The organism is Motilibacter rhizosphaerae, from assembly GCF_004216915.1.
Lineage (GTDB): Bacteria > Actinomycetota > Actinomycetes > Motilibacterales > Motilibacteraceae > Motilibacter > Motilibacter rhizosphaerae.
In genome coordinates this window covers 114689-138314 of sequence record NZ_SGXD01000005.1, presented here as the reverse complement: position 1 = coordinate 138314, position 23626 = coordinate 114689, and the positions used below count along the sequence as shown (strand labels likewise).

Genomic DNA, 23626 nt, shown 5'->3' with positions numbered 1-23626 from the left:
GCGGGCCTCCAGGCTCCTCGAGGACGACACCCCAGGGTACGCGGGGGCACCCCGGCGGCGCGCACGCGCGTAGGCTGGAGCCTCCTGGCAGCCGGTGGAGGAGTCGCGCGTGATCGAGCTCGAGAGCGTCCCCGAGCTGGTGGACCCCGTGCTCATCGCCGCCTTCGAGGGCTGGAACGACGCCGGCGAGGCGGCCACCGGCGCGGTGGAGCACCTCGAGCAGGTGTGGCAGGCGGTGCCGCTCGGGGCCATCGACCCGGACGACTACTACGACTTCCAGGTCAACCGCCCCATGGTCTCGGTCGACGCCGAGGGCGAGCGGACGGTCACCTGGCCGACCAGCCGCTTCTCCTGGGCGCGGCTGCCCGGCAGTGGGCGCGACGTCGTGCTGCTGCGCGGCATCGAGCCCAACATGCGCTGGCGCGCGTTCACCGACGAGATCCTCGCCGTCGCCGCCGACCTCGGCGTCGAGATGGTCGTGACGCTCGGCGCCCTGCTCGCCGACGCCCCCCACACCCGGCCCATCCCCGTCACGGGCACCGCCACCGACCAGGGCCTCGCCCGGCAGCTCGACCTCGAGGTCTCGCGCTACGAGGGGCCGACCGGGATCGTCGGCGTGCTGCAGGAGCGCGCCGGGCGCGTGGGCATGCCCTCGGTCTCGCTGTGGGCCGCGGTGCCGCACTACGTCGCGCAGCCGCCCTCGCCGAAGGCCACGCTCGCCCTGCTGCGCGGGGTCGAGGACCTGCTCGACCTCAGCGTCGAGCTGGGGGAGCTGCCCGAGGACGCCCGCGCCTGGGAGCACGGCGTCGACGAGCTCGCCGCCGAGGACAGCGAGGTCGCCGACTACGTCCGCACCCTCGAGGAGGCGAAGGACACCGCCGAGCTGCCGGAGGCGAGCGGCGAGGCCATCGCGCGGGAGTTCGAGCGCTACCTGCGCCGCCGCGGCCCCGGCGCCTCAGGTCCCCGCGACCCCGGCCGATAGGGCGGCGTGACCGACCGGCGACCAGCGCGCCCCCTGCGCGACCTGCTCGCCCGGCCCCTGCACGTGGGGGTCGCCGCCCTCGTCGCGGCCGTCCTCATCGGGACCAGCGCCGCCGCCGTCGTGCTCCTCCGCATCGCCCCCGCCGTCGACCGGCAGGACGAGGTCGTCCAGGTCCTCCAGGACGGCCACACCGCGATGGTCGACCAGGAGACCGGCCTGCGGGCCTACCTCCTCACCCGGGACCCGCAGTTCCTCGAGCCCTACGCCTCGGGGCGCGCCCGGGAAGCGGCGCTGGACGCGCAGCTCGGCCGGCTCGTCGCGGGCCAGCGGCGCACCAGCGGCGAGGTGCAGGCCATGCGCACCGCACGCGCGGCCTGGCACGCGGGCTGGTCCGACCCCGTGCTCCGCGCGCAGCCGGACCTCACCGACCGTACGGCGCTGACCTCGCTGCTGCTGCAGGGCAAGCACCTGTTCGACGGCTACCGCACCACGGAGACCGCGGTCCGGACGACGGCGCTCCAGCGCCGGGAGGGCGCGCTCCGCGACGAGCGGACGGCCGTCGCCGTCGCCGCTGCGGCGGAGCTCGTCGTGGCGCTGCTCGCCGGGCTGTTCGTCGTGCGCTCCGGCCGGCGGTTGCGCCGGGAGGTGCTGCCGCCCGTCCAGGACCTGCGCCACGGGCTCGCCGCGCTCACCGAGGGCGACCTCGCTGCCCGCGTCCCCCTGGCCGGACCGCTCGAGGTCCAGGACATCGGCCGCGACGTCAACGCCCTGGCGGTCGCGCTGCAGGTCGAGCGCGGCCTGGTCCACGCCCGGGAGAACGCCCTCATCAGCGCCCGCGAGGACGCCGAGCGCGCCGGCCAGGCGAAGGCCGCGTTCCTCGCGACGATGAGCCACGAGATCCGTACGCCGCTCAACGCGGTCCTCGGGCTCACCGACCTGCTGCTGGCCGGCGAGGCCTCCGAGGAGCAGCGCCGCCACCTCCGCACGATCGCCACCAGCGGGGACAGCCTGCTCACGCTCATCAACGACATCCTCGACTTCTCCAAGATCGAGTCCGGCGAGCTCGAGCTCGAGTCGGTGCCGTTCGACGTCGCGGGGACGCTGCTCACGGTCGCCGAGCTGTTCGCCGTGCAGGCGGCCGAGCGCGGGCTCGACCTGCTCGTCGACCTGGGGGCCTACGACGAGGTCTGGGTCGTCGGCGACGAGGGCCGCCTGCGCCAGGTGCTGGTCAACCTCGTCGGCAACGCGCTCAAGTTCACCAGCTGCGGCCAGGTCGTGGTGGCGCTGGTCGAGGCTCGCGACGGCACCGTCGAGGTCGCGGTCCGCGACACCGGCATCGGCATCCCCGCCGACCGCATCGACGTGCTCTTCGAGCCCTTCCGCCAGGCGGACGCGTCGACGACGCGGCTGTTCGGCGGGACCGGGCTGGGGCTGGCGATCACCTCGCGGATCGTCACCGCCATGGGCGGCGCGATCCGTGTGGCGAGCGAGCCCGGGGCGGGCTCGTGCTTCATGGTGCGGCTGCCCATCCCGGCGGCGCCCAGCCGCTGGCGCAGCGCGGACGGCACCTCGGTGGCGGGCCTGCGGCTGCTCGTGGTCGACGACAACGAGACCAACCTGCAGATCCTGCGCACGCAGCTCGAGGCCGCCGACGCCGTCGTGCTGACGGCCGAGGACGGCCCGGGCGGCCTCGCCGCGTACGCCGCGGAGACCGCCGCCGGCCGACGCATCGACGCGGTCCTGCTCGACTCCGACATGCCCGGCATGGACGGCATCGAGGTGGCGCGCGAGCTCGCCCGCCGGCCGGAGGGCACGCGGCCGGTGTGCCTGCTGCTCAGCAGCCCCGCCGCCGTGCGCCCGCTGGACCGACCGCTGTTCGCGGCGCGCCTGCAGAAGCCGGTGCGCCCGCTCAAGCTGCGGCGCACGATCGCGAACACCGTCGACGCGGGCACGGGCAGCGGGGCGGGCGCCGGGCTCGGCCGGGCCGACGAGCCCCTGCGCGTCCTGGTCGCCGAGGACAACCCGGTCAACCAGGAGCTCATGCGGGCGTACCTCGCGCGCCTCGGGCACGACGCCGACCTCGTCGACGACGGCGCCGCCGCGGTGGAGGCGGTGCGCACCCGCGACTACGACGTCGTGCTCATGGACGGCCAGATGCCCGTGCTCGACGGGCTGGAGGCCACCGCCGAGATCCGGCGGCTCGGCGGGCGGCAGCCGCACGTCGTGGCGGTCACCGCGAGCGCGTTCGCGACCGACCGCGAGGCGTTCCTGCGCGCCGGTGCGGACTCCTTCCTCGCCAAGCCGCTGCGCCTCGAGGTGCTGGCGGCCGCGCTCTCCCGCATCGCCGACACCCGCGGCGCCGCGCAGCAGGGCGCGGAGCCGGACGGGACCACCGCGGAGTGGCGCTGGGAGCCGGAGGCGGCGTACGCCGGGGTGCTGGACCCCCGCACGGTCGGCGAGATGACCGCGCTGGGCACCGGGGAGATGCGCCAGCTCTACGAGGGGTTCGGCCGCAACCTCGCCACGGCGGCCGAGCGGCTGCGCGGCCTGGCCGACGGCGACCCCGAGGGGCTCGCGCCGGCGCTGCACAAGCTCAGAGGCAGCAGCGGGTCGTTCGGGGCGGCGCGGCTCGCCGTCGCGTGCGCCGCCGCCGAGGCCCTGGTCGGCACCGCGGAGCCGGCCGTCGTCGTCGGCGAGGTGCTCGCGCTCGCCGCCGAGGCGGTCGGCGCGGTCGAGGCGCTCGTCGCGTCGCTGCCGGAGGACGCCGCCGCCGAGGAGCAGGGCGCCAGCGCCGGGTGGTGAGCGGGGGCTAGAGCCGGACCCCGAGCAGCGCGTCGACCGTCCGGGCCACCAGCCCCGGCGCGCCGGGGACCTGCTCCCCCTCGCCCGCGACCGCCCGGGCGGCCCAGTCGTCGACGAGCGCGAGCGCGGCGGGCGCGTCGAGGTCGTCGGCCATGGCCGCGCGCACGCCGGCGAGCACCGGCTCCGGGTCGGGCCCCTCGTTGCGGCCGAGCGCCGCCTGCCAGCGGCCGAGCCGCGCGACGGCCTCGGCCAGCACCTCGTCGGTCCACTCCCACTCGCTGCGGTAGTGGTGGGCGAGGATCGCCAGGCGGACCGCGGCGGGGTCGACGCCCTGCGCCCGCAGCCGCGACACGAGGACGAGGTTGCCGCGCGACTTGGAGATCTTCTCGCCCTCGTAGGCCACCAGCCCGGCGTGGGCGTAGACCTGCGCGAACTCCTCGCCCAGCGCGTGGGAGTGCGAGGCGCTCATCTCGTGGTGCGGGAAGACCAGGTCGCGCCCGCCGCCCTGCACCTCGAACCCGCCGCCGAGGCAGGACAGCGCGATCACCGTGCACTCGACGTGCCAGCCGGGGCGGCCGCGGCCGACCGGCGAGTCCCACGCGGGCTCGCCCGGCCGCTCGCCGCGCCACAGCAGCGGGTCGAGGGGCCCGCGCTTGCCCGGGCGGTCGGGGTCGCCGCCGCGCTCGGCGGAGAGGGCCCGCGCGGTCGCGTCGTCGAGGTGGGCGACCCCGCCGTACGCCGGGTCGGAGTCGACGGCGAAGTAGACGTCCTCGTCGAGCCGGTAGGCGCTCCCGCCCTCGAGCATGCGGGCGACGGCCTCGGCGATCTGCGGCACGACCTCGGTCACGGCGACGTAGCGGTCCGGCGGCAGCACGCCGAGCGCGGCCATGTCCTCGCAGAACAGCGCCGTCTCGCGCGCCGCGAGGTCGCGCCAGTCGACGCCGGTCGCGGCGGCGCGCTCGAGCAGCGGGTCGTCGACGTCGGTGACGTTCTGCACGTAGGACACCGTCGAGCCGGCGTCGCGCCACACCCGCTGGACCAGGTCGAAGGCGACGTAGGTCGCGGCGTGCCCGAGGTGGGTGGCGTCGTACGGCGTGATCCCGCAGACGTAGAGCCGTGAGCGCTCGCCTCCGCCGACGGCGGTCCGGGTCCCGGTGGCCGAGTCGTGGAGGACCAGCTGCGAGCCGCGTCCGGGCAGGGCGGGAACGGCAGGAGCCGGCCAGGGGTGCACCGGGAGATGCTAGCCCGGCACGCTCAGAAGGCCGGCCACGGGATGGCGGGCCAGGACTCCGACGCCATCGGCATGACGCCCTCCCGGAGCAGGCGGCGGACCCGCCGTCCCGTCACCGCGACCTCGGTACGGGTCAGGTGGCCGGCGAGCGCCTCCCCGAGCGGGCCGTCGAGCGCCTCCTGCACGCGGACCAGCGCCTCCCGGTCCTCCTCGCGCAGCCGCTGCCCGGCCCAGCCCCACAGGACCGTGCGGAGCTTCTCGTCGGCGTTGAAGCAGATGCCGTGGTCGACGCCGTGCACGGGGTCCGCCGGTCCGGAGCCGGTGGGCAGGATGTGGCCGCCCTTGCGGTCGGCGTTGTTGACGACGGCGTCGAAGACCGCCATCGAGCGGAGCCGCTCGTCGTCGGCGTGGGCGAGCAGCACGGCCTCGCCGCCGGCGTCACGGGCGTCGAGGACCGCGCGCCACCCCCGCGGCAGCGCACCGCGGCGCACCACGTCGACGAGCTCGACGGTGGCGTCCGCCTCGATCCACAGCTGGACCATGCCGGGCCCGAAGGGGCCGTCGCGGTGGACGGTGGGCGGGACGACCCCCCACCCGCCGGCCTGCGAGACGAGGAACGCCGAGACCTCGCGCCCGGCGAGGGTGCCGTCGGGGAAGTCCCAGAGCGGCCGCTCCCCCGCCACCGGCTTGTAGACGCAGTGGGCCTCGACGCCGTCGGCGGTGATCGCGCCGTACAGCGTGGCGTTGGAGGCGTCGACCATCCGCCCTTGCACCTCGATCTCCCCCGTGCGCAGGAGGGTGAGCGCGCTGTCCAGGTCGAGAGCGGTCATGCAGCCAGTGTCAGCGACGGTAGCCGTTGGCGCGCGGACAGACGTGCCCGGCGGGGTCGAGCGGGAGCCCGCAGAAGGGGCACGGCGGGCGGCCGGAGGCCACGAGCGCGGCCGCCCGCTTGGCGAAGGCGCGCGCCGCGCCTCCGGACATGCGCACGCGCAGCAGCGACGGGCCGTCCTCCTCGTCGGCGGGCTCCTCGTCGTCGTCGGCGCCCACCTCCTGCGCCTCCACGACCACCTGGTCGGTGTCGGCGTCCCAGGCCAGCGCCATGGTCCCGACGCGGAACTCCTCGTCGACGGGGAGCTCGAGCGGCTCGTCGTCCTCGAGCTCCGCGGGGGCGACCGCCGGCACGGCGGCGGTGCCGCCCGTGCGCCGCAGCACCTCGTCGAGCAGCTCGTCGACGCGCTCGGCGAGGGCGGCGACCTGCTGCTTCTCCAACCCGACGGTGGTCACGCGGCCGAACCCGCTCGCCTGGAGGTAGAACTCCCGCGAGCCCGGCTCGCCGATGGTCCCGGCGACGAAGCGCTCGGGCGGGTCGTACTCGAACAGTCGGCGGGGCACGGCAGTGGAGCCTATAGCGCGGAGCGCTCAGGCCGTCCCGGCGCCGCCGCCCACGGGGGCCGAGGTCGGCGCCGGGTCGGTGCGGCCGAGCCAGGACAGGTCGTCCCCGCTGTCGTTGACGCGCAGCACGTAGGGCCGCTCCTTGGTGTAGCGGACGACGGACACCGACGCCGGATCGACCGCGATGCGCTGGAAGGCGTCGAGGTGCATCCCCAGCGCGTCGGCGAGCACGGCCTTGATGACGTCGCCGTGAGAGACCGCGACCCAGACGGCCTGCTCGCCGAGCTCCTCGTCGAGCTCCCGCACGGCGGCCACCGCGCGGTGCTGCACCTCGCGCAGGGACTCCCCGCCGGGGAAGCGGACCGCGCTCGGCTGCTGCTGCACGACGGGCCACAGCGGGTCCTTCGCCAGCTCGGCCAGCGGGCGCCCCGTCCACTCGCCGTAGTGGCACTCCCCCAGCCGGTCGTCGAGCCGCGCCTCGAGCTCGCGCCCCTCGAGGATGGCCGCGGCGGTCTCGCGGGTGCGCTGCAGCGGGCTGGAGACGACCGCGGCGAGCGGGGTCCCGGCCAGCCGGGCGGCCGTGCGCGCGGCCTGCTCCCGGCCGGTGTCGTCGAGGCCGACGCCCTCCGTCCAGCCCGCGAGGGTGCCCGACGCGTTCGCGGTCGTGCGCCCGTGGCGCACGAGGACGAGCAGCGCCATCAGGCGTCCAGCCAGCCGGCCGCGAGCGAGACGAGGACGATGACGCCGACGACCACGCGGTAGGGCACGAACTTCGCGATCGAGTTGCTCGCGACGAAGCGGAGCAGCCAGGCCACCGCGGCGTACGCGACGACGAAGGAGACGACGGTGCCGAGCAGCAGCTTGCCGGCGCCGACGTCGGTCGCCTTGGGCAGCTCGAGGCCGCCGGCCGCGAGCAGCAGCGGGATCGCGAGGAAGAACGACAGGCGGGTGGCGGCCACCCGGTCGAGGCCGAGGTAGAGCGCGGTGCTGATCGTCGCGCCCGAGCGCGAGACGCCCGGGAAGAGCACGGCCAGCAGCTGGGAGACCCCGACGACGACCCCGTCGCGCAGCGTCAGCTGCTGCTCCCCGCGGTCCTGCCGGCCGACCCGCTCCGCCCACCACATGGCGCCGGACCAGACGATGAGCGAGATCCCCACGACCCACAGGCTGCGCAGCGGGCCCTCGACCAGCGGCTTGGCCGCGAGCCCGAGCACGCCCGCCGGGATCGTGCCGGCGATGACGTAGACCGCGAGCCGCCAGTCGGGGTCCGTCCGCGCCGAGGGGTCGCGCAGGCCGCGCAGGAAGGCGAGCACCATGCGGACGATGTCCTTGCGGAAGAAGAGCACCACCGCGAGGATCGCGCCCACCTGGATGACCGCGGTGAAGGCCGTGATGGCGTCGTCGTCGACCTTCAGCCCGAGGATGCTCTCGGCGACGGTGAGGTGGCCGGTGGACGAGACGGGCAGGAACTCCGTGAGCCCCTCCACCACCCCGAGCACGGCCGAGTCGATCCAGGACAGCGTGGCGGACACAGGGCTCCTCGTGTCGGGGACGGCTCGCGGCGCAGCGTACCGACTAGGCTCCGGGCCCGTGGAGCAGCGCCAGGTCGGCCGCAGCGGGCTGCGGGTCTCGCGGCTCGGGCTCGGGACGCTGACCTGGGGTCGCGACACCGACGAGCTCGACGCCGCGGACCTCGCGCGCGCGTTCCTCGACGCGGGCGGCACGCTCGTCGAGACCTCCCCCGCGTACGGCGAAGGGGCCGCCGAGGCGGTGCTCGGCGCGCTGCTCGCGGGCCGCGTCCCCCGCGACGACGTGCTGCTCGTCACGCGCGCCGGCGGGGCGGACCGCTCCCGGCGCGGCCTGCTCGCCTCGCTCGACGCCTCCCTGCAGCGGCTCGGCACCCCGGACGTCGACCTCCTGCTCCTCGACGGCTGGGACAGCCGGGTCCCGCTCGACGAGGCGCTCGCCGCGGCGGACGCCGCCGTCGCCAGCGGCCGGGCGGCGTACGTCGGGCTGGCCGGCTGCACGGGCTGGCAGGTGGCCCGCTCGGTGACCTGGCAGGAGGCGCTGCGCCGCGCGCCGCTCGTGGCGGCCGCCGTCCCCTGGTCCCTCGCCGAGCGGGAGGCCGAGCAGGACGTCGTCCCCGCCAGCGCGGAGCTCGGCCTCGGCGTGCTGGGCGGCGCAGCGCTCGGTGGCGGGGTGCTCACCGGCAAGTACCGCCACGGCGTGCCCTCGGACTCGCGGGCGGCCTCGACCCACCTCGCCGAGCGCGTGGAGCCGCTGCTCCGCGGGCGCCCCCGCTCCGTCGTCGACGCGCTCGCGACGGCCGCGGAGGGCCTCGGCGTCCCGCCGCTCACCGCCGCCCTCGGCTGGCTCTGGTCGCGCCCGGAGCTCGCGAGCGCGGTCGTCGGGCCGCGTACGCCGCAGCAGCTGCGCGCCGTCCTGGCCGCGGACGCCGCGGCCCCCCTGCCGGGCGCGATCGTGGCGGCGCTCGACGACGTCTCGGCGCCCTAGCCCGTGCCCGGACCGCTGCCACCCCCCGGCCCGGACCGGGGCCGCCTGCTCGTGCGCTGGCTGCTCGAGCGGGAGGCGGTCGCGGGCTCCACCTGGATGCCCGCTCCCGTGGCGCTGAGCGCGCTGGCGGCGCTGGACGTCGCCGACCCGGCGGCGGCCCTGCGCGCCGCGCTCGAGCAGGACGACGCCGCCCTGGTGGACGACGGCGTCCTCGCGCTGCCGGAGGTGGCGCTCGCCGAGGAGGAGGCCGCCGAGCAGGTCGAGCGGCTGCTGGTCACCGAGGGGCGGCTGCGCGTCGTGGTCGACCCTGCCGGCGACGCCCACCGGCTGGGGCTCGTGGACGCGGCGGCGACGCTCGAGCAGGTCGACGACGGCGGCGAGCTGGACCTGCGCGGCGACCCGGCCGCGCTCCCCGCCGGCCCCGGGCAGGTCCTCCGCGACCTCGTCGCCTCGGGCGCGGTCGAGGTGGAGCAGGTGGAGCTGCCGCTCGCCAGCGCGCTCGACCGGCTGCGCGCCGGTGTGCGCCGCGGCGCGCTCCCCCCACCGGCCGAGCTCGCCGACGACGCGCGCAGCGTCGTCGTCGTGCCGGTCTCGTCCGACGAGGAGGCTGCGCACCGGACGGGGCAGCTGGTGGCGGTCTCGGTGCCGAGGGCGTTCGGCAGCGCCCCGGACGTCGTGACGCTGCGCCGGCGCACCGCCCGGGCGCTGGACGAGCAGCTGGGCGTCCCCGTGCGCACGGTCGGGGAGCTCGCGGGCGCCCGCAGCGAGGCGCTGGTGCTGGTGCTGCCGCCCTCGGCCGCCGGCAGCGCGACCCGCGAGCTGCTCGTCACCGCCCTCGCGGTCCCCCGGGTGCACGTCTCGCTCGTGACCGGGCTGGGCGCCGAGCTGCCCCGGGCGGTGGCGGCGCGGGCGGCCCGGCCCCGGCGTACGCGGCTGGCGGCGCTGCTGCGCGAGGGCTAGCTAGTCCTCGTCGTCCTCGTCGTCGATCTCCTCGAGCTCGTCGTCGTCGAGCTCGTCGTCCTCGTCGTCGTCGTCCAGGTCGATGTCGTCCTCGTCCTCGAGGACCTCGAAGGGGAGCACCTCGTCGTAGGCCTCGTAGACCGCGTCCTCGTAGTCGAGGAAGGCCGTGCGCAGGTCGTTGAAGGCGGCGGCGACCTTGGGGTCGGCCTCGCCGCTGCGGTGCTCCACGACGAGCAGGTGGCGCTCGATCGCGGCGACGAACGCGCGTGCGGTGCCGCGGACGGCCTCCGCGGGGGGTCGGGGGTGGGTCGGCCGGCGGGGAGGCACGGGTGCGGACACGGTGCGCACGCTACCCGTTCAGGCCGCGCTGGTGCTCAGCGGTCGCCCGCTCGTCGTCCCTCGTTATCGTGGAGGGGTGCGTGAGTGGGAGACCCGGACCGTCCACCTGCCCAGGGGCACGAGCCGCAACGAGGCTCGGGCCTTCCTGGTCGAGCAGGCTGAGCTCGGCCACTGGGAGCTGCGCCGGCTGCGGCTCTACGCCGACGGCCGGCGAAAGATCGAGCTGCGCCGCCGCGTGATCAAGGCCGTGCGCACCGCCTGAGCCGCGCTCAGAGGCTCCCGAGGAAGCGGTCCAGCACCCGGACGCCGAACTGCAGGCCGTCGACCGGCACCCGCTCGTCGATGCCGTGGAACATCCCGGAGAAGTCCAGGTCCGCCGGCAGGCGCAGCGGCGCGAAGCCGTAGCAGGCGATCCCCAGCGGGGCGAAGGACTTGGCGTCCGTGCCGCCCGACAGGCAGTACGGCAGCACCCGCGCGCCGGGGTCCTCGGCGAGCAGCGCCGCCTCCATCCGCTCCCACAGCGGGCCGCTGGGCTCGGACTCCACCGCGATGTCGTGGGCGACGGACTCGCGCGTGACGCCCGGCCCGAGCAGCTCGTCGACGGTGGCGAAGAACTCGTCCTCGTAGCCCGGGAGGAAGCGGCCGTCGACCTGCGCCACGGCCTCCTGCGGGATGACGTTGGCCTTGTATCCCGCCTGGAGCACGGTGGGGTTCGTCGTGTTGCGCAGCGTGGCCCCCACGATGCGGGCGAGCTCGCCGAGGTGCGGCAGCACCTGCTCGGGGTGCTCGGGGTCGAAGGGCAGCCCGGTCTCCTCGCTGAGGATCTCGAGGAAGGTCCGCACGGTCTTCGTCATGCGGATCGGCCACTGGTGCTCGCCGAGCCGGGCGACCGCCTTGCACAGCTCGGTGACGGCGTTGTCGGTCGCGATCATCGAGCCGTGCCCGGCGCGCCCCTGGACGCGCAGCCGCATCCAGGCGAGTCCCTTCTCCGCGGTCTCGACGGCGTAGAAGCGCTTGTCCCCCAGCGTCATCGAGAAGCCGCCGACCTCGCTGATGGCCTCCGTGCACCCCTCGAACAGCTCGGGGTGGTGGTCGGCGAGGAAGTGCGCACCGCGTACGCCGCTGGCCTCCTCGTCGGCGAGGAAGGCCAGCACCAGCGGGCGGGCGGGCCGGTCGTTGCGGCGCAGCCGGTCGCGGACGACCGCCAGCACCATCGCGTCCATGTCCTTCATGTCGACCGCGCCGCGGCCCCACACGCAGCCGTCCTGCACCTCGCCGGAGAACGGGTGCACCTGCCAGTCGTCGGCCTGCGCCGGCACGACGTCGAGGTGGCCGTGGACGAGCAGCGCGTCGGTCCGGCCGGGGTCGGTCCCCTCGACACGGGCGACGACGCTCGCGCGGCCCGGGTCGCTCTCGACGATCTGCGGGTCGAGCCCCACCTCGGCGAGCAGCTCGGCGACCCGCTCGGCGGCCTTGCGCTCCCCCGGGCCCGAGCCGTCGCCGTAGTTGCTGGTGTCGATGCGGATGAGCTCGCTGCAGAGCGCGACCACCTCGTCGGCGGGGTCGACGGTCGGGCGGGCGGCGTCGGCGGTCGCGGGCGTCACGGCATCCATGGCGTCATCCTGCCGCATGCTGCTGGTATCGTTCCTTCTCGCCGCGGGCACGCGGGCGCTGCGAGGCGCTCGTCCGTGGTCCACCTTGTCCGGGTGGCGGAATGGCAGACGCGCTAGCTTGAGGTGCTAGTGCCCTTTAACGGGCGTGGGGGTTCAAGTCCCCCCTCGGACACACCAGCAGGGCCCGTGCGACTCCGGTCGCCGGGCCCTGCGTCGTTCTTCGCGGGCTCGGGGCGAGCTCAGGCCGCGGGCGGCCAGTGCGAGCCCTTGATGACGAAGTACGAGCCGCGGATCGTCCCTGCCAGCTTGGACTTCTGCCGCGCGAACTTGAACCGGTCGGCCAGCTCCCCGGGCACCTCCATCCCGTCCGACAGCTTGAACCCGACGGCGCGCTTGCCGCTGTCCTCTAGGGTGTACATCACGTTGATCGAGAGACCGGACTCGTAGAACACGTACGCCATCCGCGTGCCGTCCACCTCGAAGGCCGTGGCCTCCAGCGGGGTCGAGGAGATGACGAGGTCGCGCTCGCTGGCGAGGATGCCGTGCACCCAGGCCACGACGTCGGCCGCGTCGGCGGCCGGCTCGACGGCGAAGTCGTGGTCGAACTTGTTCTTGTAGTAGCGGGCCTCGTTGGCCCGCAGACCCGCCAGCGCGTCCGCGACCGGCGAGGACTCGAGCCCCGTGGTCGAGACGGTGGTGAAGTCGACGACGTACGTCACGGGACCTCCGGAGGGCGTGGGGGCGTGCAGGCGGTCAGCACCCTACGGCTCGGGCGCCCTCCGCCGGGCTCGCCACGAGCCGCTTGGCGGCGAGGATCCGGCGCACGGCCTGCTGCACCGCCGTCCGCACCCGTGGGTCGGTCCTGACGGCGTGCAGGAGGGCGGCCGACACGGCGGGGACGTCCGGCGGCTCGAGCAGGAGGTCCTCCCCCGCCGCGACCGCCCGCAGGGCGACCTGCGCGCTGGTGCCGGCCGCGCGCACCGGCTCCATCCAGAGCGAGTCGGTGACGGTGACACCGCGGAAGCCGAGGTCCCGGCGCAGCGCCCCGGCGACCAGCTGCGGGGACAGGGAGGCGGGACGACCGCTCGGGTCGAGCGCCGGGAAGGCGAGGTGCCCGACCATGACGGCGCCGGCGGTCCGTGCCGCCGCGGCGAAGGGCACCCGGTCGACCGCGGTCCACTGCGCGACCGTCTGGCGCAGCGTCGGCAGGGCGACGTGCGAGTCGACCTCCGTCGCGCCGTGGCCCGGCCAGTGCTTCAGCGTCGCGAGCACCCCCGCGGACTGCAGCCCCTTCGTCGCGGCGACGACGTCGCGGGCGTCGAGCGCCGCCCCGGGCCCGAAGCTGCGGTCGCCGATGACGCCCCTCGTGCTGCGGACGACGTCCGCGTCGGGGGCGTAGTCCTGGTTGACGCCGAGGGCGCGGAGCTCGCGGCCCAGCCGGGCGTACGAGCAGGTGAGCGTCCCGGGCGACAGGTGGGCGAGGGAGAGCTGCGACGGGCGGCGCGCGACGAACGGGATCCGCTGGACCCGGCCGCCCTCCTGGTCGGTGCCGATGAGCAGCGGCTGGCCCGAGTCGGCGCGGGCGGCCGCCTGGAGCCCGGCGGTGAGCCGGCGCAGCTGGGCGGCGCTGCGCAGGTTGCCCGTGGCGAGGCCGAGGCGTGCGGCGTCGAGCGCGTTGCGCTGCAGGAGGATGACGCCGCCGAGGTGCCAGCGCCGGACCACGGCCGCGGGCGTCGGCTCCCGGTAGAGCGCGAGGTTCGCCGCCCGCTGCGCAGGGGTCACCGTGGTCGGGCCGCTGCCGTAGACCAGCGCGACGAGCAGCTGACCCACGAGGTGCGCGTCGTCCAGGCCGCCGGGGGGCGCAGCCGCCGGCGCAGCGTGGGAGCTCGCGGGTGCCGTGCTCGTGGCCGGGGCCGATGTGCACGCCGCCAGCAGGGCGGCCGCCGCGGCGGCCGGCACGAGGGCTCGGCGGGTCAGCAGGGGCATGCGGGCGGTCCTGACGCGAGGCGGTGGGCGACGCCCGCCACGGTAGCGAGCGGGCGTGCCTCCGTCGGCCGGACTCACTCACGGGCGAGGGCAGCGGAGGCCGGGGCGCGCAGCATCCGCCGCAGCGGCAGCTCGGTCGTCCCCAGGGCCACCGCCGCCACCCCGACCACCACGGCGGGCAGCAGCCAGAGCGGGCCGGCCGCCCACGGACGGCCGAGGAACGCGACCCCGAGCAGCCCCAGCGGCACCGCGCTGAGCAGCAGCCCGGCTCCCACCGCGGCGGCCGCGACCAGCGCGCTCTCCCCGCGCAGCACCGCGCGCACCTGCGCCGGGGTTGCTCCCACCAGGCGGAGCAGCGCGACCTCCTGGCGCCGCTGCACGGTGGCCGCGACCATGCGGTTGGCGATGCTGAGCAGCAGGTAGCCGAGCAGCACGACCAGCGTCGCGAGGTTCAGCCCGCTGCTCGCGTCGGCCTCCGTCCGCGTGTCCGCACCACCGGCCGGGCCCGCAGCCGAGAGCACGGCGCCGGGGAGCGCCGCGACCGTGCGCCCGAGCGCGGTACGCGTCGCCACGGTGCCGTCGGTGCGGAGGAGCACCCGCTCGGCGAGGAGGGGCACGCGGCGGCCGCGCGCCAGGTCCGCCGAGACGGCCACCGGGCCGAAGCCCAGTCCCCGTGCGTAGACGGCGACGACGCGAGCCTGCACCCGCGCACCGTCGGCGAGCTGGAGCGGCACCTGCTCCCCCACCTCGACGCCCGAGGACCGGGCCGCGTCCGTCGAGAGCGCCGCAGTGGCGCCGTGCAGGTCCGCGAGGCTGCCCCGGCGTACTCCGAGGTCGAGCACCGCGCCCGCCTGCGCGGGCAGGACGAGGGCCGACTCGGCCTCGGTCGTCGGGTCGCCCAGCTCGTCGTACGTCCGCGTGACGGTCGTCGAGGAGACGGGGACCGCGGCGCGCACGCCCGGCGTCGCGGCCAGCGTCTCGACCGCGGTGGCCCCGACCCCGCCGACGCCCGGCGCGGTGACGACCGCATCGCCGAGGGTGCCGCGGGACAGGTCGCGCGACGCCGCGGTGGACAGCGTCGTCTGCACGAGGACGTAGGTCAGGACGAGGACGACGACCATCGCGAGGCTGGTGACCGCGCTCGTCGCGCGGCGGGGGCTCCCTGCCGTCCCCGTCACCGTCAGCCACCCCGCCGGAGGGGTACGCCGCGGCAGCCGCCGCGCGAGCGCCGTGGCCAGCCGCTGCACGACGAGCGGGCCGACGAGCGGCAGGCCGAGGACGGCGAGCAGCCCGGCCACGGAGGTGGCCGCCGCGCCCTCCTCGGTGCGGACGGCCAGGGGGAACCCCGCGAGGACCGTGGCGCCGAGCACGAGCGCGGCACCGATGCCGGCGCGCACCCGCGACGGCGTACGCGGCTCGGCCTTCGCCGACGCCACCGCGTCGACCGCGGGCAGCCGGGACGGGCGCCACCCGGCGGCCAGCGCGGCGAGGTGCACGGTGCCCAGCACGAGCACCACCGCGAGCAGCGCCGGCAGCGGGCTCCAGCTGAACGGCAGCGTGGAGTCGAGCAGCCCGAGGTCGACGAGCCGGGCACGCAGCGCGCCGGCCAGCAGGTAGCCCAGGGCCGCTCCCGGCAGCACGCCGAGGGCCGAGACGGCGAGCGCCTGGCGGGCGAGCAGGCGCCGGACCTGCCGGGGCGTCGCGCCCACCGCTCGCAGCAGCGACAGCTCCGGGCGCATCGCGCTGGCGGCGACCCCGAGGGCGGCAGCCACGACGAAGCCGATGACGAGCAGCAGCACACCGGCCAGCGACGAGGAGAGCAGGAGCAGCATCGAGCGGCTGCCGACCGCTGTCGGCGTGGCTGCGTCGCCCCGCGCCGCGCCGGTGAGGACCTCGAGGCCTGACCCGCGGAGCTCGCGGCGCACGCGCTCCGCGCCGCCGTGGCCGACCCGCAGGCCGACGAGGTCGACGGTCCCGGGCCGCTGCGCCGCAGCGGTCGCGTCGCTGAGCCAGATGCCGCGTACGCCGGTGCGGACGACGGCCGTGACCCGGTCCTCGGTCGGCACGCCGACGACCACGAGCCGGGCGCGGTCACCCACGCGGATTCCGGCGGCCGTGGCGGTCGCGGAGTCCAGGGCCACCTCGTCCTCCGCATGCGGCGCGGAACCGCTGACCACCGCGTGCGGCAGCAGCTGCACCGACGACCAGCCGTGGCCCGCCACCGCAGGATCGCCTGCGGCGACGGGCTTCCCGACCCTGTCCAGCACGGCCGCGGGCAGGCTGACGTCACCGACCGCGGCCGTCACGCCGGGGACGGCGGCCAGCCGGGCCGGCAGGGTCGCGGGGACGCCCTGCGGTGCGGTCACGACCACACCTGCACCCGCGAGCCGACCCGCGGGGACGTGCGAGCGCAGCCCCGACTCGGCGAGCACGCCGGTCGCGGTCACGAGGGCGACGCCGCCGAGCACGGCGACGACGACCGCGAGCAGCGCGAGCACGCGTCGGCGGGCCAGGTCCAGACCGAGGCGCCACACGACTACGCCACCGCCCCGACGATGCGCCCGTCGCGCATGACGACGGTCTCGTGGGCCTGGGCCGCGGCTCCGGCGTCGTGGGTCACCATGACGACCGTCTGGTGCAGGTCGTCGACGAGCTCGCGCAGCAGCCGCAGCACCTGCTGCGCCGTGGTGGAGTCGAGCGCGCCGGTCGGCTCGTCGGCGAACACCACCGCGGGGCGGGTGACGAGCGCGCGCGCCAGTGCCGCGCGCTGCTGCTGGCCCCCGGACAGCTCCCCGGGTCGCGAGTCGAGCCGGTGGGAGAGCCCCACCCGCTCGACGAGCTCGTCGAGCCACGCGGGATCAACGGTGCGGCCCCCGAGGCGCAGCGGCAGCGTGATGTTGTCCCGCACCGAGAGCGAGGGGAGCAGGTGGTACGACTGGAAGACGAACCCCACGCGCTCGCGGCGCAGCACCGCACGCGCGGTCTCGTCGAGCCGCTGCACCGCGACCCCGTCCACCTCGACCGAGCCGCTCGTGGGCACGTCGAGCCCCGCGGCGCAGTGCATGAGCGTGCTCTTGCCGGAGCCGGACGGGCCCATCACGGCCAGGAAGCTGCCCCGCTCGACGACGAGCGAGACGCCGTCGAGCGCACGGACGCCACCCGGGTGGACGCGGGTGACGTCGGTGAGGACGACGGCCGGGCGCCGCTGGGGCGGGACGGTCATGACCGCCGACGTGGCGGGGACGACCGGCTGGGGGCGGAGTCGGGTACGCATGGAAGGCCTCGCAGACAACGACTTCAGGACGCCTTCGACGCTATGGACCTCCGCCGCGCCACACCATCGAGCCACCCGGCAGACCTGGGGTGGGGTCTCCCCCACCCCAGGCCGGTAGCCAGCGCTACGACACCCGCGCGTACGCCAGGTTCCCGTAGCCCTTCGGGGCCTTGCGCCCGACCGTCGTGCCCTTCGCGTGCTGCTCGTAGGAGTACGCCAGGCCGAGGAGCTGCCCGTCGGTCCACGAGGCACCGAGGAACTCCAGGCCCACGGGCAGTCCGTGGGTGTCGGTGCCGGTGGCGACCGTCACGCCGGGCAGGCCGCTGTCGGCGCTGATCTGGCAGTTCTGGTTGAACCCGCGGTCACCGTCCGCGATCGCCGGGTCGTCGGCGTTGGTCGGGTAGACGAGCGCGTCGAGGTGGTGCGCCTTCATGAACCCCTCGATCGCCCCCGCGAGCGCCTTCTTGGCCGCCGCGGTCTTCGCCAGGTCAGCCGCCGACGGGTCCTTCGCCTTGGCCGCCGCCTCGAGCGCCGACTGCAGGAACGGGATCGCCTTGCCACTGGCCGCGATCTGCTTGACGTCCTTGACCGTGAAGCCCTTGTTCGCGGCCAGGAACGCGTTGATGTCGTGCCGGTAGTGCGCCGAGCTCCACACGCCCGAGGCGTAGTACGCCGTGGAGCGCTTGCTCGTCGCCGCGTTGAAGCCGCTCGTGACGTCCACGACGGTGGCGCCGCTGCTCTTCAGCTTCGCGAGCACGCCGGAGAAGTGCGTCGAGACGGCCGCGTCGGCGTACTGGCTGGGGAAGTAGTCGAGGTAGCCGAGCCGCTTGCCGGACAGCGCTCCCGCCTTGAGGAACGTCGTGTAGCCACCGGCGGGGACGTGCGCCGTCGCCTTGGCCGTCAGCGCGTCCTTGCTGTCCGTGCCCGCGAGCACGGTCAGGGCGGTGGCGAGATCGGTGATGCTCCGCGTCATCGGGCCGGCGCTGTCCTGGAAGCCCTCGAGCGGGAAGACCCCGGCGAGGCTCGTGAGCCCGCGGGTGGCGCGGATCGTGTCGAGCCCCGTCACGCCGCTGACGCCCTGGAGGGAGCCGCAGCTGTCCGTGCCCATGCTGAACGCGTTCAGGCTCGCCGCGGTCGACGCGCCCGTCCCGCCGCTCGACCCCGCGGCCGAACGGTCGGTGTCGTACGGGTTGTACGTGCTCCCCCCCACGCCGCTCTGGCTGTAGTTGCCGCTCCAGGCGAACTCCGAGAGGTTGAGCTTGCCGAGGATGACCGCACCCGCCGCGCGCAGCCGGGCCACGGCGGTCGCGTCGGTGGTCGGACGGCTGCCTGCCAGGGCCAGCGAGCCACCGGTGGTCGGCATGTCCTTGGTGTCGTAGAGGTCCTTGAGCGCCACGGGGATGCCGAGCAGGGCGCCCGTCGCCCCCTTCGCGCGGGCGGCGTCCGCGGCGCGAGCCTCCGCGAGCGCGTGCGCGACGTCGAGGTACAGGTAGGAGTTGAGACCCGACTGCCCACGGTCGTACGCCGCGATGCGGTCGATGTAGGCCTGGGTGATGGCCACCGACGTCGTCCGGCCCGCGGCCATGTCCGCGAGCATCTGGGCGACGGTCTTCTCGGCGACCGGGTAGCGCGAGGTCGTCGTGGGCGGCACCACCGGGGGCTGGGCCGTCGGGCCCAGCGGGACCTGCTTCGCGCACGTCGCGGCGTCGTAGCCCGCCACGGACGTCACGTCGAGGTTCGCCACCGTGCACAGTGCGGCCGGCGTGAGGTCGGAGAGGGGCAGCGCAGCAGTCAGGGACTGGAGGACGCCCTGCACCACGGCCGCCTGCTGCCCGGCCGTCGCCGTCTTCTCGGGCGCGGCTGCCGTGACGAAGTGCACGACGCTCGCAGTGCGCCCCGCGGACAGGCTCAGCGTGTTGTCCACCCCGAGGTAGTCGGCCTCCCCCTGCCGAGGACCTTGGGCGTACGACGACGAGAACACCCTGCTGGCGAAGCGGAAGTCGGAGTACGCATCGGCGCGCCCCGTGAGCACGCCCCGCGGGCCGTGCTTCGCGGGCTTCGCGGCGGTGCCGTCGACGCTGTCGGAGATGACCGCCCAGGAGTCGTCGGTCGCGAGGTGCGCGTCGCCGCTCGAGGTGGCGGCGACGTACGTCCAGTCGGCCGGGTGCGCGCCGCCCTGGGACATGAGGCTGACGGGGAACCCCGCGGTGCTGTAGCCCACGCCGCCGCCGAACGAGACCCGGACCTTGCGGGGCCGGGAGGCGATGTTGGTGACGGTGTCGACGTAGCGCGTCCAGTGGTGGGTCGGGTCCACGAGGATCGAGCGGGAGAAGCGCACGCCACCGAGGGTGACCGGCGCCGTCGTCACCCAGCCGTCGACGCCGTCGTAGGTCAGGCCGAAGCCGCGCAGGATGTGGCCGCTGCCCGAGGCGGCAGCGGTAACGCCTCGCCCGCTCACCGTCGTGCGCAGTGCGCCGAAGCCGTCGAAGGGGTTGGTCCCGTTGCCGTTCTGGAAGGGCGCTCCGCCCGTGGCGATCGAGCCGTCGTCGACGTCGCCGCGGGAGGCGTCGTTGACGTCCCAGGTGATGACGCCGTCGTCGTCCTTCACGGTCGTCGTGGCGCGCGCGGCGGGCTGGACCGCGGTGAGCGCCAGCCCGGCGGTCGCGAGCGCGCAGCCGAGCGCCGCCGCGCGCCTGCGGCGGGGAGAGGGGTGTGGCATGGAGGGGGGACTCCTGTCCTGAGGTGCCGGCAGACCCTGCTGGTCGCGGCCTCGGAACCGTCTCCCCCGGCGGTTTCTCCATCGTTGCACCACCGGGTCCGGACCGTAACGACCCGGGACGCGGAGGAGCCGTGGCCCCGGGGGACCACGGCTCCTCGTCGTGCTGGGCTACCGCCCGTGCTGGCTCAGCTCAGGCCGAGGGTCCACACGTGCATCGCCAGGCCCGGGGTGCCCGGAGCGCTGAACTTCGGCAGCGTCAGGTAGGCCAGGGTCTTGCCTGCCTGCAGCGGGATCTGCGCGTCGTAGATGCCCACCTTCTGGTTCTGCTTGACACCGTTGAGCAGGTGGTACGGCGTGGCGACGAGGACGTCGGTCCCCGCAGCCGGAGTGGCGCCCCACCAGTCGTTGTACGACAGGGTGGCGTCCTGCGTCGTGCCGTCGGTGTAGGTGATGCGCAGGGTGCCGGTCGCCGTGCCGTTGTTCGCCGCCCCGATGAGGTGGAGCGTCGAACCCGACCCGGAGACGGCGATGGTCTGCCCGTTCGCCCAGACGTTGTCCGGGGTCCCGATCGCGGACGACGGCCAGGTGAACGTCGCCCCGTCGTGGGTGAACGTCGCACCGGGCGTCAGGCTCGGCGTCACGCCGGCCAGCGCCTGGGCGGAGAAGCTCCGCCCAGCACCGTCGTAGGCACCCGCCGTGCCGTCGTTGGTCGTGGACGCGTTGCTGTACGCCGCGACGAGCGAGGGGTACGGCGTCGTGACCGACGTGGAGGCCGAGGCGGTGCCGGCACCGCTGGGCGAGGTGAACGACGCCGTCGCGGTGAGCGTGCCGTCACCGGGCTGGGCGTCGGCCGGGACCGTGACCTGCCAGGAGACGGTCGCGGTCTGGCCACCGGGGAGGCTGTCCACGGTCGTCGGCGTCGTCGCCTGCGCCGACCAGCCCTGCGGCAGGTCGAGCGCGAACGACACGCCCGTCAGCGTCGGTGCACCCTGCCCGGAGGGCAGCGTGGCCGTCGCCGTGAACGTCGACCCCGGCGTGACGAGCGCGGGCGCGGTCAGCGCCACGTGCTCCACCACGTCGACGGTGAAGGTCGTGGAGACGCTGGCACCGTGGTACTTCAGCGTCGCCGTGACCGTCGCGATGCCGGTGCCGAGGGCCTTGAGGGTCCCGTCCTGCACACCGACGACCGAGGGCCGGTTGCTCGAGTAGGTCACGGTCGTCCCCGCGGGCAGCGGCTTGCTCTGGCCCTTGGTGATGTAGCCGTAGATGCTCTGGTCGGTCATCGAGACCGTGAGCTGCGGGTCGATCGTCTTGCCCGGGTCGACGAAGACGCGCTGCGCGACCTGGTTCTCGACGTCACCGGACTGGATGGGCTTCGCGGTCAGGACCGCGGGCTTCACCGTGAGCGTGCCGTGGACGTCGATCGAGTCGGTCTGCGCGATGTCGGCGCTGTTGCCGCCCACCTCGAGGCCGTAGTGGCCCGGGTCGACGACGTACTTGCCGGCCGCGGTGTCCCAGAAGGCGAGCTTCGAGGCCGGGACCGTGAAGACGACCGACGCGCCGTGACCGGCCTGCAGCGTCACCCGCTGGAAGGCGAGGAGGCGCTTGGTGGGCCGCTCGGCCGACGAGGGGGCGTTGGGGGTGGTGACGTAGAGCTGGGCCACCTCGGTGCCGTCGACGTCGCTCGTGTTGCGCACGCGGGCGTGCACGGTGATCGTGCCGTCCGGCGTCTCGCTCCAGTTGCTGACGCGGATCTTCTCGTAGTCGAACGTCGAGTAGCTCAGGCCGTAGCCGAACGGGTAGGTCGGCGTCCCGGTGAAGTACTGGTACGTACGGCCGGGGTTCGTCGCCGTCGGGCGGATCGTGTAGTCGAGGATCGACGGCAGCTGGCTGTCGTCCGCGTACCACGTGAAGGGCAGGTGGCCGCTCGGGTTCACCTTGCCCAGCAGGACGTCCGCGATCGCGTCGCCCTGGCGCTCACCGTTGTACGAGCTCCAGAGCAGCGCGTTGGTGCTGTCCTTGAAGGAGCCGACGGCGACCTCGCCCACGGTCTCGAGGTAGACGACCGTGTTGGGGTTGGCGGCCTCGGCCTGCTGGATCATGGCCGACTGGGCGCCGGGGAGCGCGATGGTCGTGCGGTCCCGGTCCTCGGCGGAGGTGCCGCCGTCGGTGCCCGCCACGACGATGACCGCGTCGTAGCCCTTCGCCGCGGCGATGGAGGCCGCGTCGACGGTGTTCAGCGAGGAGGCGGAGGTGCCGCCGGTCACGCCGGGGAGGAAGTCGACCTGGGCCGACGGGTCGATCGCCGTGACGGCGTTCTTGATGCCGGTGTAGGCGTCGATCTCCTTGGCCTGGCCCGACGCGGTCTGGATGCTCGAGTAGCCACCCAGGTAGAGACCGCGGCTCGGGTGGGCGAAGTAGCCCATGACCGCGACCTTGTAGGCGCCGGTGTGCGGCACCTTCAACGGCAGCAGCGGGGACTTCGCGCCCGTGGGAGCGGAGTTCTTCAGCAGGACGATGCTCTCGTCGGCCGAGGTACGGGCCTGGGCGAGCCGCTCGGGCGTCTCCGTGATGGCGCCGTTGGCCTCGCTCGAGACCCACGTCGTGCCGCCGAGGCGCTGGCGAGCCGCCTGCACCCACGGCACCGAGGCCTCGTCGTCGAACTCGCCGGTCTCGATGCGCGCGGTGAACAGGCGCACGGCCGAGACGTCGACGTCGCCCTCGTTGAAGACGTCGGTCTGCGTCTGGATGTGCTGCGCGATCGCGGTCGGGATCGTGTTGCCGTAGTTGAACGCGTCGGAGTAGCCCGCGTTGCAGTCCAGGTCCTCACCGGCGGAGAGGGCGTAGGCGGTGCGGCCGTACTGGTCCAGCGGGGCGGGGGCGCCCGGCGGCTGCCAGTGGTGGTCCTTCTGGATCACCTCGACCGCGTCGCAGTCGCTGGTGAAGTAGCCGTCGAAGCCGAACTGCTGCCGCGCCATCGTGTCGATGAGCTTGACGCTGGCCGCGGCCGGGACGCCGTTGACCTCGTTGTAGGAGCTCATGATCGAGCCCGGGTGCGCCTGCTGGACGATGTCCGCGAACTGCTTGGTGTAGTACTCGCGCAGCGTGCGCTCGTCCATGTCGGACGAGCCCTGGCGGCGGTTGACCTCGCTGTTGTTCGCCGCGTAGTGCTTCAGCGTCGCGATGGCCTTGTAGTAGCCGTTGGCCTCGGGCAGGAGCTTGCCGTCCTGCGTCTGGCCCTGGAGGCCGTCGACGTACTGCGAGGCGAGCGCTGCGGTGAGCGTCGGGTCCTCGCTCCACGACTCGTCGTTGCGCCCCCAGCGCGGGTCGCGCGTGAGGTTGACGGTCGGGGCGTAGAAGTCGAGGTTCTGGCGGTTGGCGGGCGAGACGTCGCGCGCCTCGTCACCGATGAGCCCGGCCTCCTTGTAGACGAGGTCCGGGTCCCAGGTGCTGCCCAGCGACAGGTCCGACGGGTACGACGTGGTGTTGGTCAGCGTCGTCGCGTTGCCCGAAGCGGTGAGCGTCGAGGCGTTGATCCCGTGGTTGGCCTCGTTCCACCAGCCCCAGGCGGCCACGCCGAGGCGCGGGATCGCCGGGGCCCTGCTGCTGTCGAGCTCGGCGGCCTTCTCCGCCAGGGTCATCCGCGACACGAGGTCGGTCGCGCGCTCGACCGGCGAGTAGCTCCGGTCGAGGTAGATCGGGCTGCCTGCGGCCGTATCCGCGTGCGCTGCCGTGACGGCGGTGGCCGACCCGGCGAGAGCGCTCGCGACAGCGGCACTCAGGACGGTGAGCCGTGTGGCCCATCTGTGCATCG

Annotated in this window: 18 protein-coding genes and 1 tRNA gene; 6 read left to right on the top strand and 13 right to left on the bottom strand. The window is 75.0% G+C overall.

Annotated elements, in window-relative coordinates:
• Nucleotides 1-109 precede the first annotated feature (109 nt).
• Together EV189_RS17380 and EV189_RS17375 are read left to right on the top strand one after the other, a co-directional pair.
• On the top strand, nucleotides 110-982 hold the full coding sequence (locus EV189_RS17380) for a PAC2 family protein (RefSeq protein WP_130494266.1): 873 nt from the start codon (nucleotides 110-112) through the stop codon (nucleotides 980-982).
• 6 nt (nucleotides 983-988) lie between these two features.
• The gene (locus tag EV189_RS17375) at nucleotides 989-3784 is read left to right on the top strand and encodes a hybrid sensor histidine kinase/response regulator (protein WP_130494265.1); all 2796 of its coding nucleotides are present in this window, start codon (nucleotides 989-991) and stop codon (nucleotides 3782-3784) included.
• Nucleotides 3785-3791: 7 nt separating this feature from the next.
• Here EV189_RS17375 and mshC read toward each other — a convergent pair whose 3' ends face one another.
• From mshC to EV189_RS17350, 5 genes are read right to left on the bottom strand one after another with little or no spacing between them, the layout of a single operon-like run.
• Nucleotides 3792-5015, bottom strand: a complete 1224-nt coding sequence (gene mshC / locus EV189_RS17370; protein ID WP_130494264.1) for a cysteine--1-D-myo-inosityl 2-amino-2-deoxy-alpha-D-glucopyranoside ligase — start codon at nucleotides 5013-5015, stop codon at nucleotides 3792-3794.
• 23 nt (nucleotides 5016-5038) lie between these two features.
• Entirely contained in the window at nucleotides 5039-5845 is an 807-nt protein-coding gene (locus EV189_RS17365; protein WP_130494263.1) for an SCO1664 family protein, read from the bottom strand.
• Nucleotides 5846-5855: 10 nt separating this feature from the next.
• On the bottom strand, nucleotides 5856-6407 hold the full coding sequence (locus EV189_RS17360; RefSeq protein ID WP_130494262.1) for a DUF3090 family protein: 552 nt from the start codon (nucleotides 6405-6407) through the stop codon (nucleotides 5856-5858).
• A 27-nt stretch (nucleotides 6408-6434) separates the two neighbouring features.
• Nucleotides 6435-7106 (bottom strand): histidine phosphatase family protein, encoded by a 672-nt coding sequence (locus EV189_RS17355; RefSeq protein ID WP_130494261.1) that lies wholly within the window; start codon nucleotides 7104-7106, stop codon nucleotides 6435-6437.
• Complete coding sequence (locus tag EV189_RS17350) at nucleotides 7106-7939, bottom strand: undecaprenyl-diphosphate phosphatase (protein ID WP_231116522.1); 834 nt, start codon at nucleotides 7937-7939, stop codon at nucleotides 7106-7108. The genes EV189_RS17355 and EV189_RS17350 overlap by 1 nt, the downstream gene beginning before the upstream one ends.
• Before the next feature lie 58 nt (nucleotides 7940-7997).
• Between EV189_RS17350 and EV189_RS17345 the strand changes: the two genes are divergently transcribed.
• Both EV189_RS17345 and EV189_RS17340 read left to right on the top strand, forming a co-directional pair.
• Nucleotides 7998-8921, top strand: a complete 924-nt coding sequence (locus EV189_RS17345; RefSeq protein ID WP_130494260.1) for an aldo/keto reductase — start codon at nucleotides 7998-8000, stop codon at nucleotides 8919-8921.
• Nucleotides 8922-8924: 3 nt separating this feature from the next.
• The gene (locus tag EV189_RS17340; protein WP_130494259.1) at nucleotides 8925-9881 is read left to right on the top strand and encodes a hypothetical protein; all 957 of its coding nucleotides are present in this window, start codon (nucleotides 8925-8927) and stop codon (nucleotides 9879-9881) included.
• Here the strand turns inward: EV189_RS17340 and EV189_RS20490 are convergent, their stop codons facing one another.
• Nucleotides 9882-10220, bottom strand: coding sequence for a hypothetical protein (locus EV189_RS20490; RefSeq protein ID WP_231116521.1), 339 nt, complete (start codon nucleotides 10218-10220; stop codon nucleotides 9882-9884). It abuts the gene before it with no gap.
• Nucleotides 10221-10296: 76 nt separating this feature from the next.
• On the opposite strand from EV189_RS20490, the gene EV189_RS17330 reads away from it, so the two are divergent.
• A complete protein-coding gene (locus tag EV189_RS17330) occupies nucleotides 10297-10482 on the top strand; it encodes a DUF5703 family protein (RefSeq protein WP_130494258.1) in 186 nt (61 codons plus the stop codon).
• A 7-nt stretch (nucleotides 10483-10489) separates the two neighbouring features.
• Here EV189_RS17330 and EV189_RS17325 read toward each other — a convergent pair whose 3' ends face one another.
• A complete protein-coding gene (locus tag EV189_RS17325; RefSeq protein ID WP_130494257.1) occupies nucleotides 10490-11833 on the bottom strand; it encodes a M20/M25/M40 family metallo-hydrolase in 1344 nt (447 codons plus the stop codon).
• 87 nt (nucleotides 11834-11920) lie between these two features.
• On the opposite strand from EV189_RS17325, the gene EV189_RS17320 reads away from it, so the two are divergent.
• Nucleotides 11921-12005 (top strand) — tRNA-Leu (locus tag EV189_RS17320).
• A gap of 67 nt (nucleotides 12006-12072) precedes the next feature.
• On the opposite strand, the gene EV189_RS17315 is transcribed toward EV189_RS17320, so the two are convergent.
• From EV189_RS17315 to EV189_RS17290, 6 genes are all read right to left on the bottom strand, one after another.
• Entirely contained in the window at nucleotides 12073-12552 is a 480-nt protein-coding gene (locus tag EV189_RS17315; protein WP_130494256.1) for a phage tail protein, read from the bottom strand.
• A 34-nt stretch (nucleotides 12553-12586) separates the two neighbouring features.
• Nucleotides 12587-13819, bottom strand: coding sequence for a glycoside hydrolase family 3 N-terminal domain-containing protein (locus EV189_RS17310; protein WP_130494255.1), 1233 nt, complete (start codon nucleotides 13817-13819; stop codon nucleotides 12587-12589).
• A gap of 74 nt (nucleotides 13820-13893) precedes the next feature.
• Entirely contained in the window at nucleotides 13894-16353 is a 2460-nt protein-coding gene (locus EV189_RS17305; RefSeq protein WP_130494254.1) for an ABC transporter permease, read from the bottom strand.
• A gap of 2 nt (nucleotides 16354-16355) precedes the next feature.
• Nucleotides 16356-17042, bottom strand: a complete 687-nt coding sequence (locus EV189_RS17300) for an ABC transporter ATP-binding protein (protein WP_130494253.1) — start codon at nucleotides 17040-17042, stop codon at nucleotides 16356-16358.
• A gap of 175 nt (nucleotides 17043-17217) precedes the next feature.
• On the bottom strand, nucleotides 17218-19812 hold the full coding sequence (locus EV189_RS17295; RefSeq protein ID WP_130494252.1) for an amidase family protein: 2595 nt from the start codon (nucleotides 19810-19812) through the stop codon (nucleotides 17218-17220).
• 185 nt (nucleotides 19813-19997) lie between these two features.
• Nucleotides 19998-23624 (bottom strand): glycoside hydrolase family 3 C-terminal domain-containing protein, encoded by a 3627-nt coding sequence (locus EV189_RS17290; protein WP_130494251.1) that lies wholly within the window; start codon nucleotides 23622-23624, stop codon nucleotides 19998-20000.
• Between the last annotated feature and the right edge of the window lie 2 nt (nucleotides 23625-23626).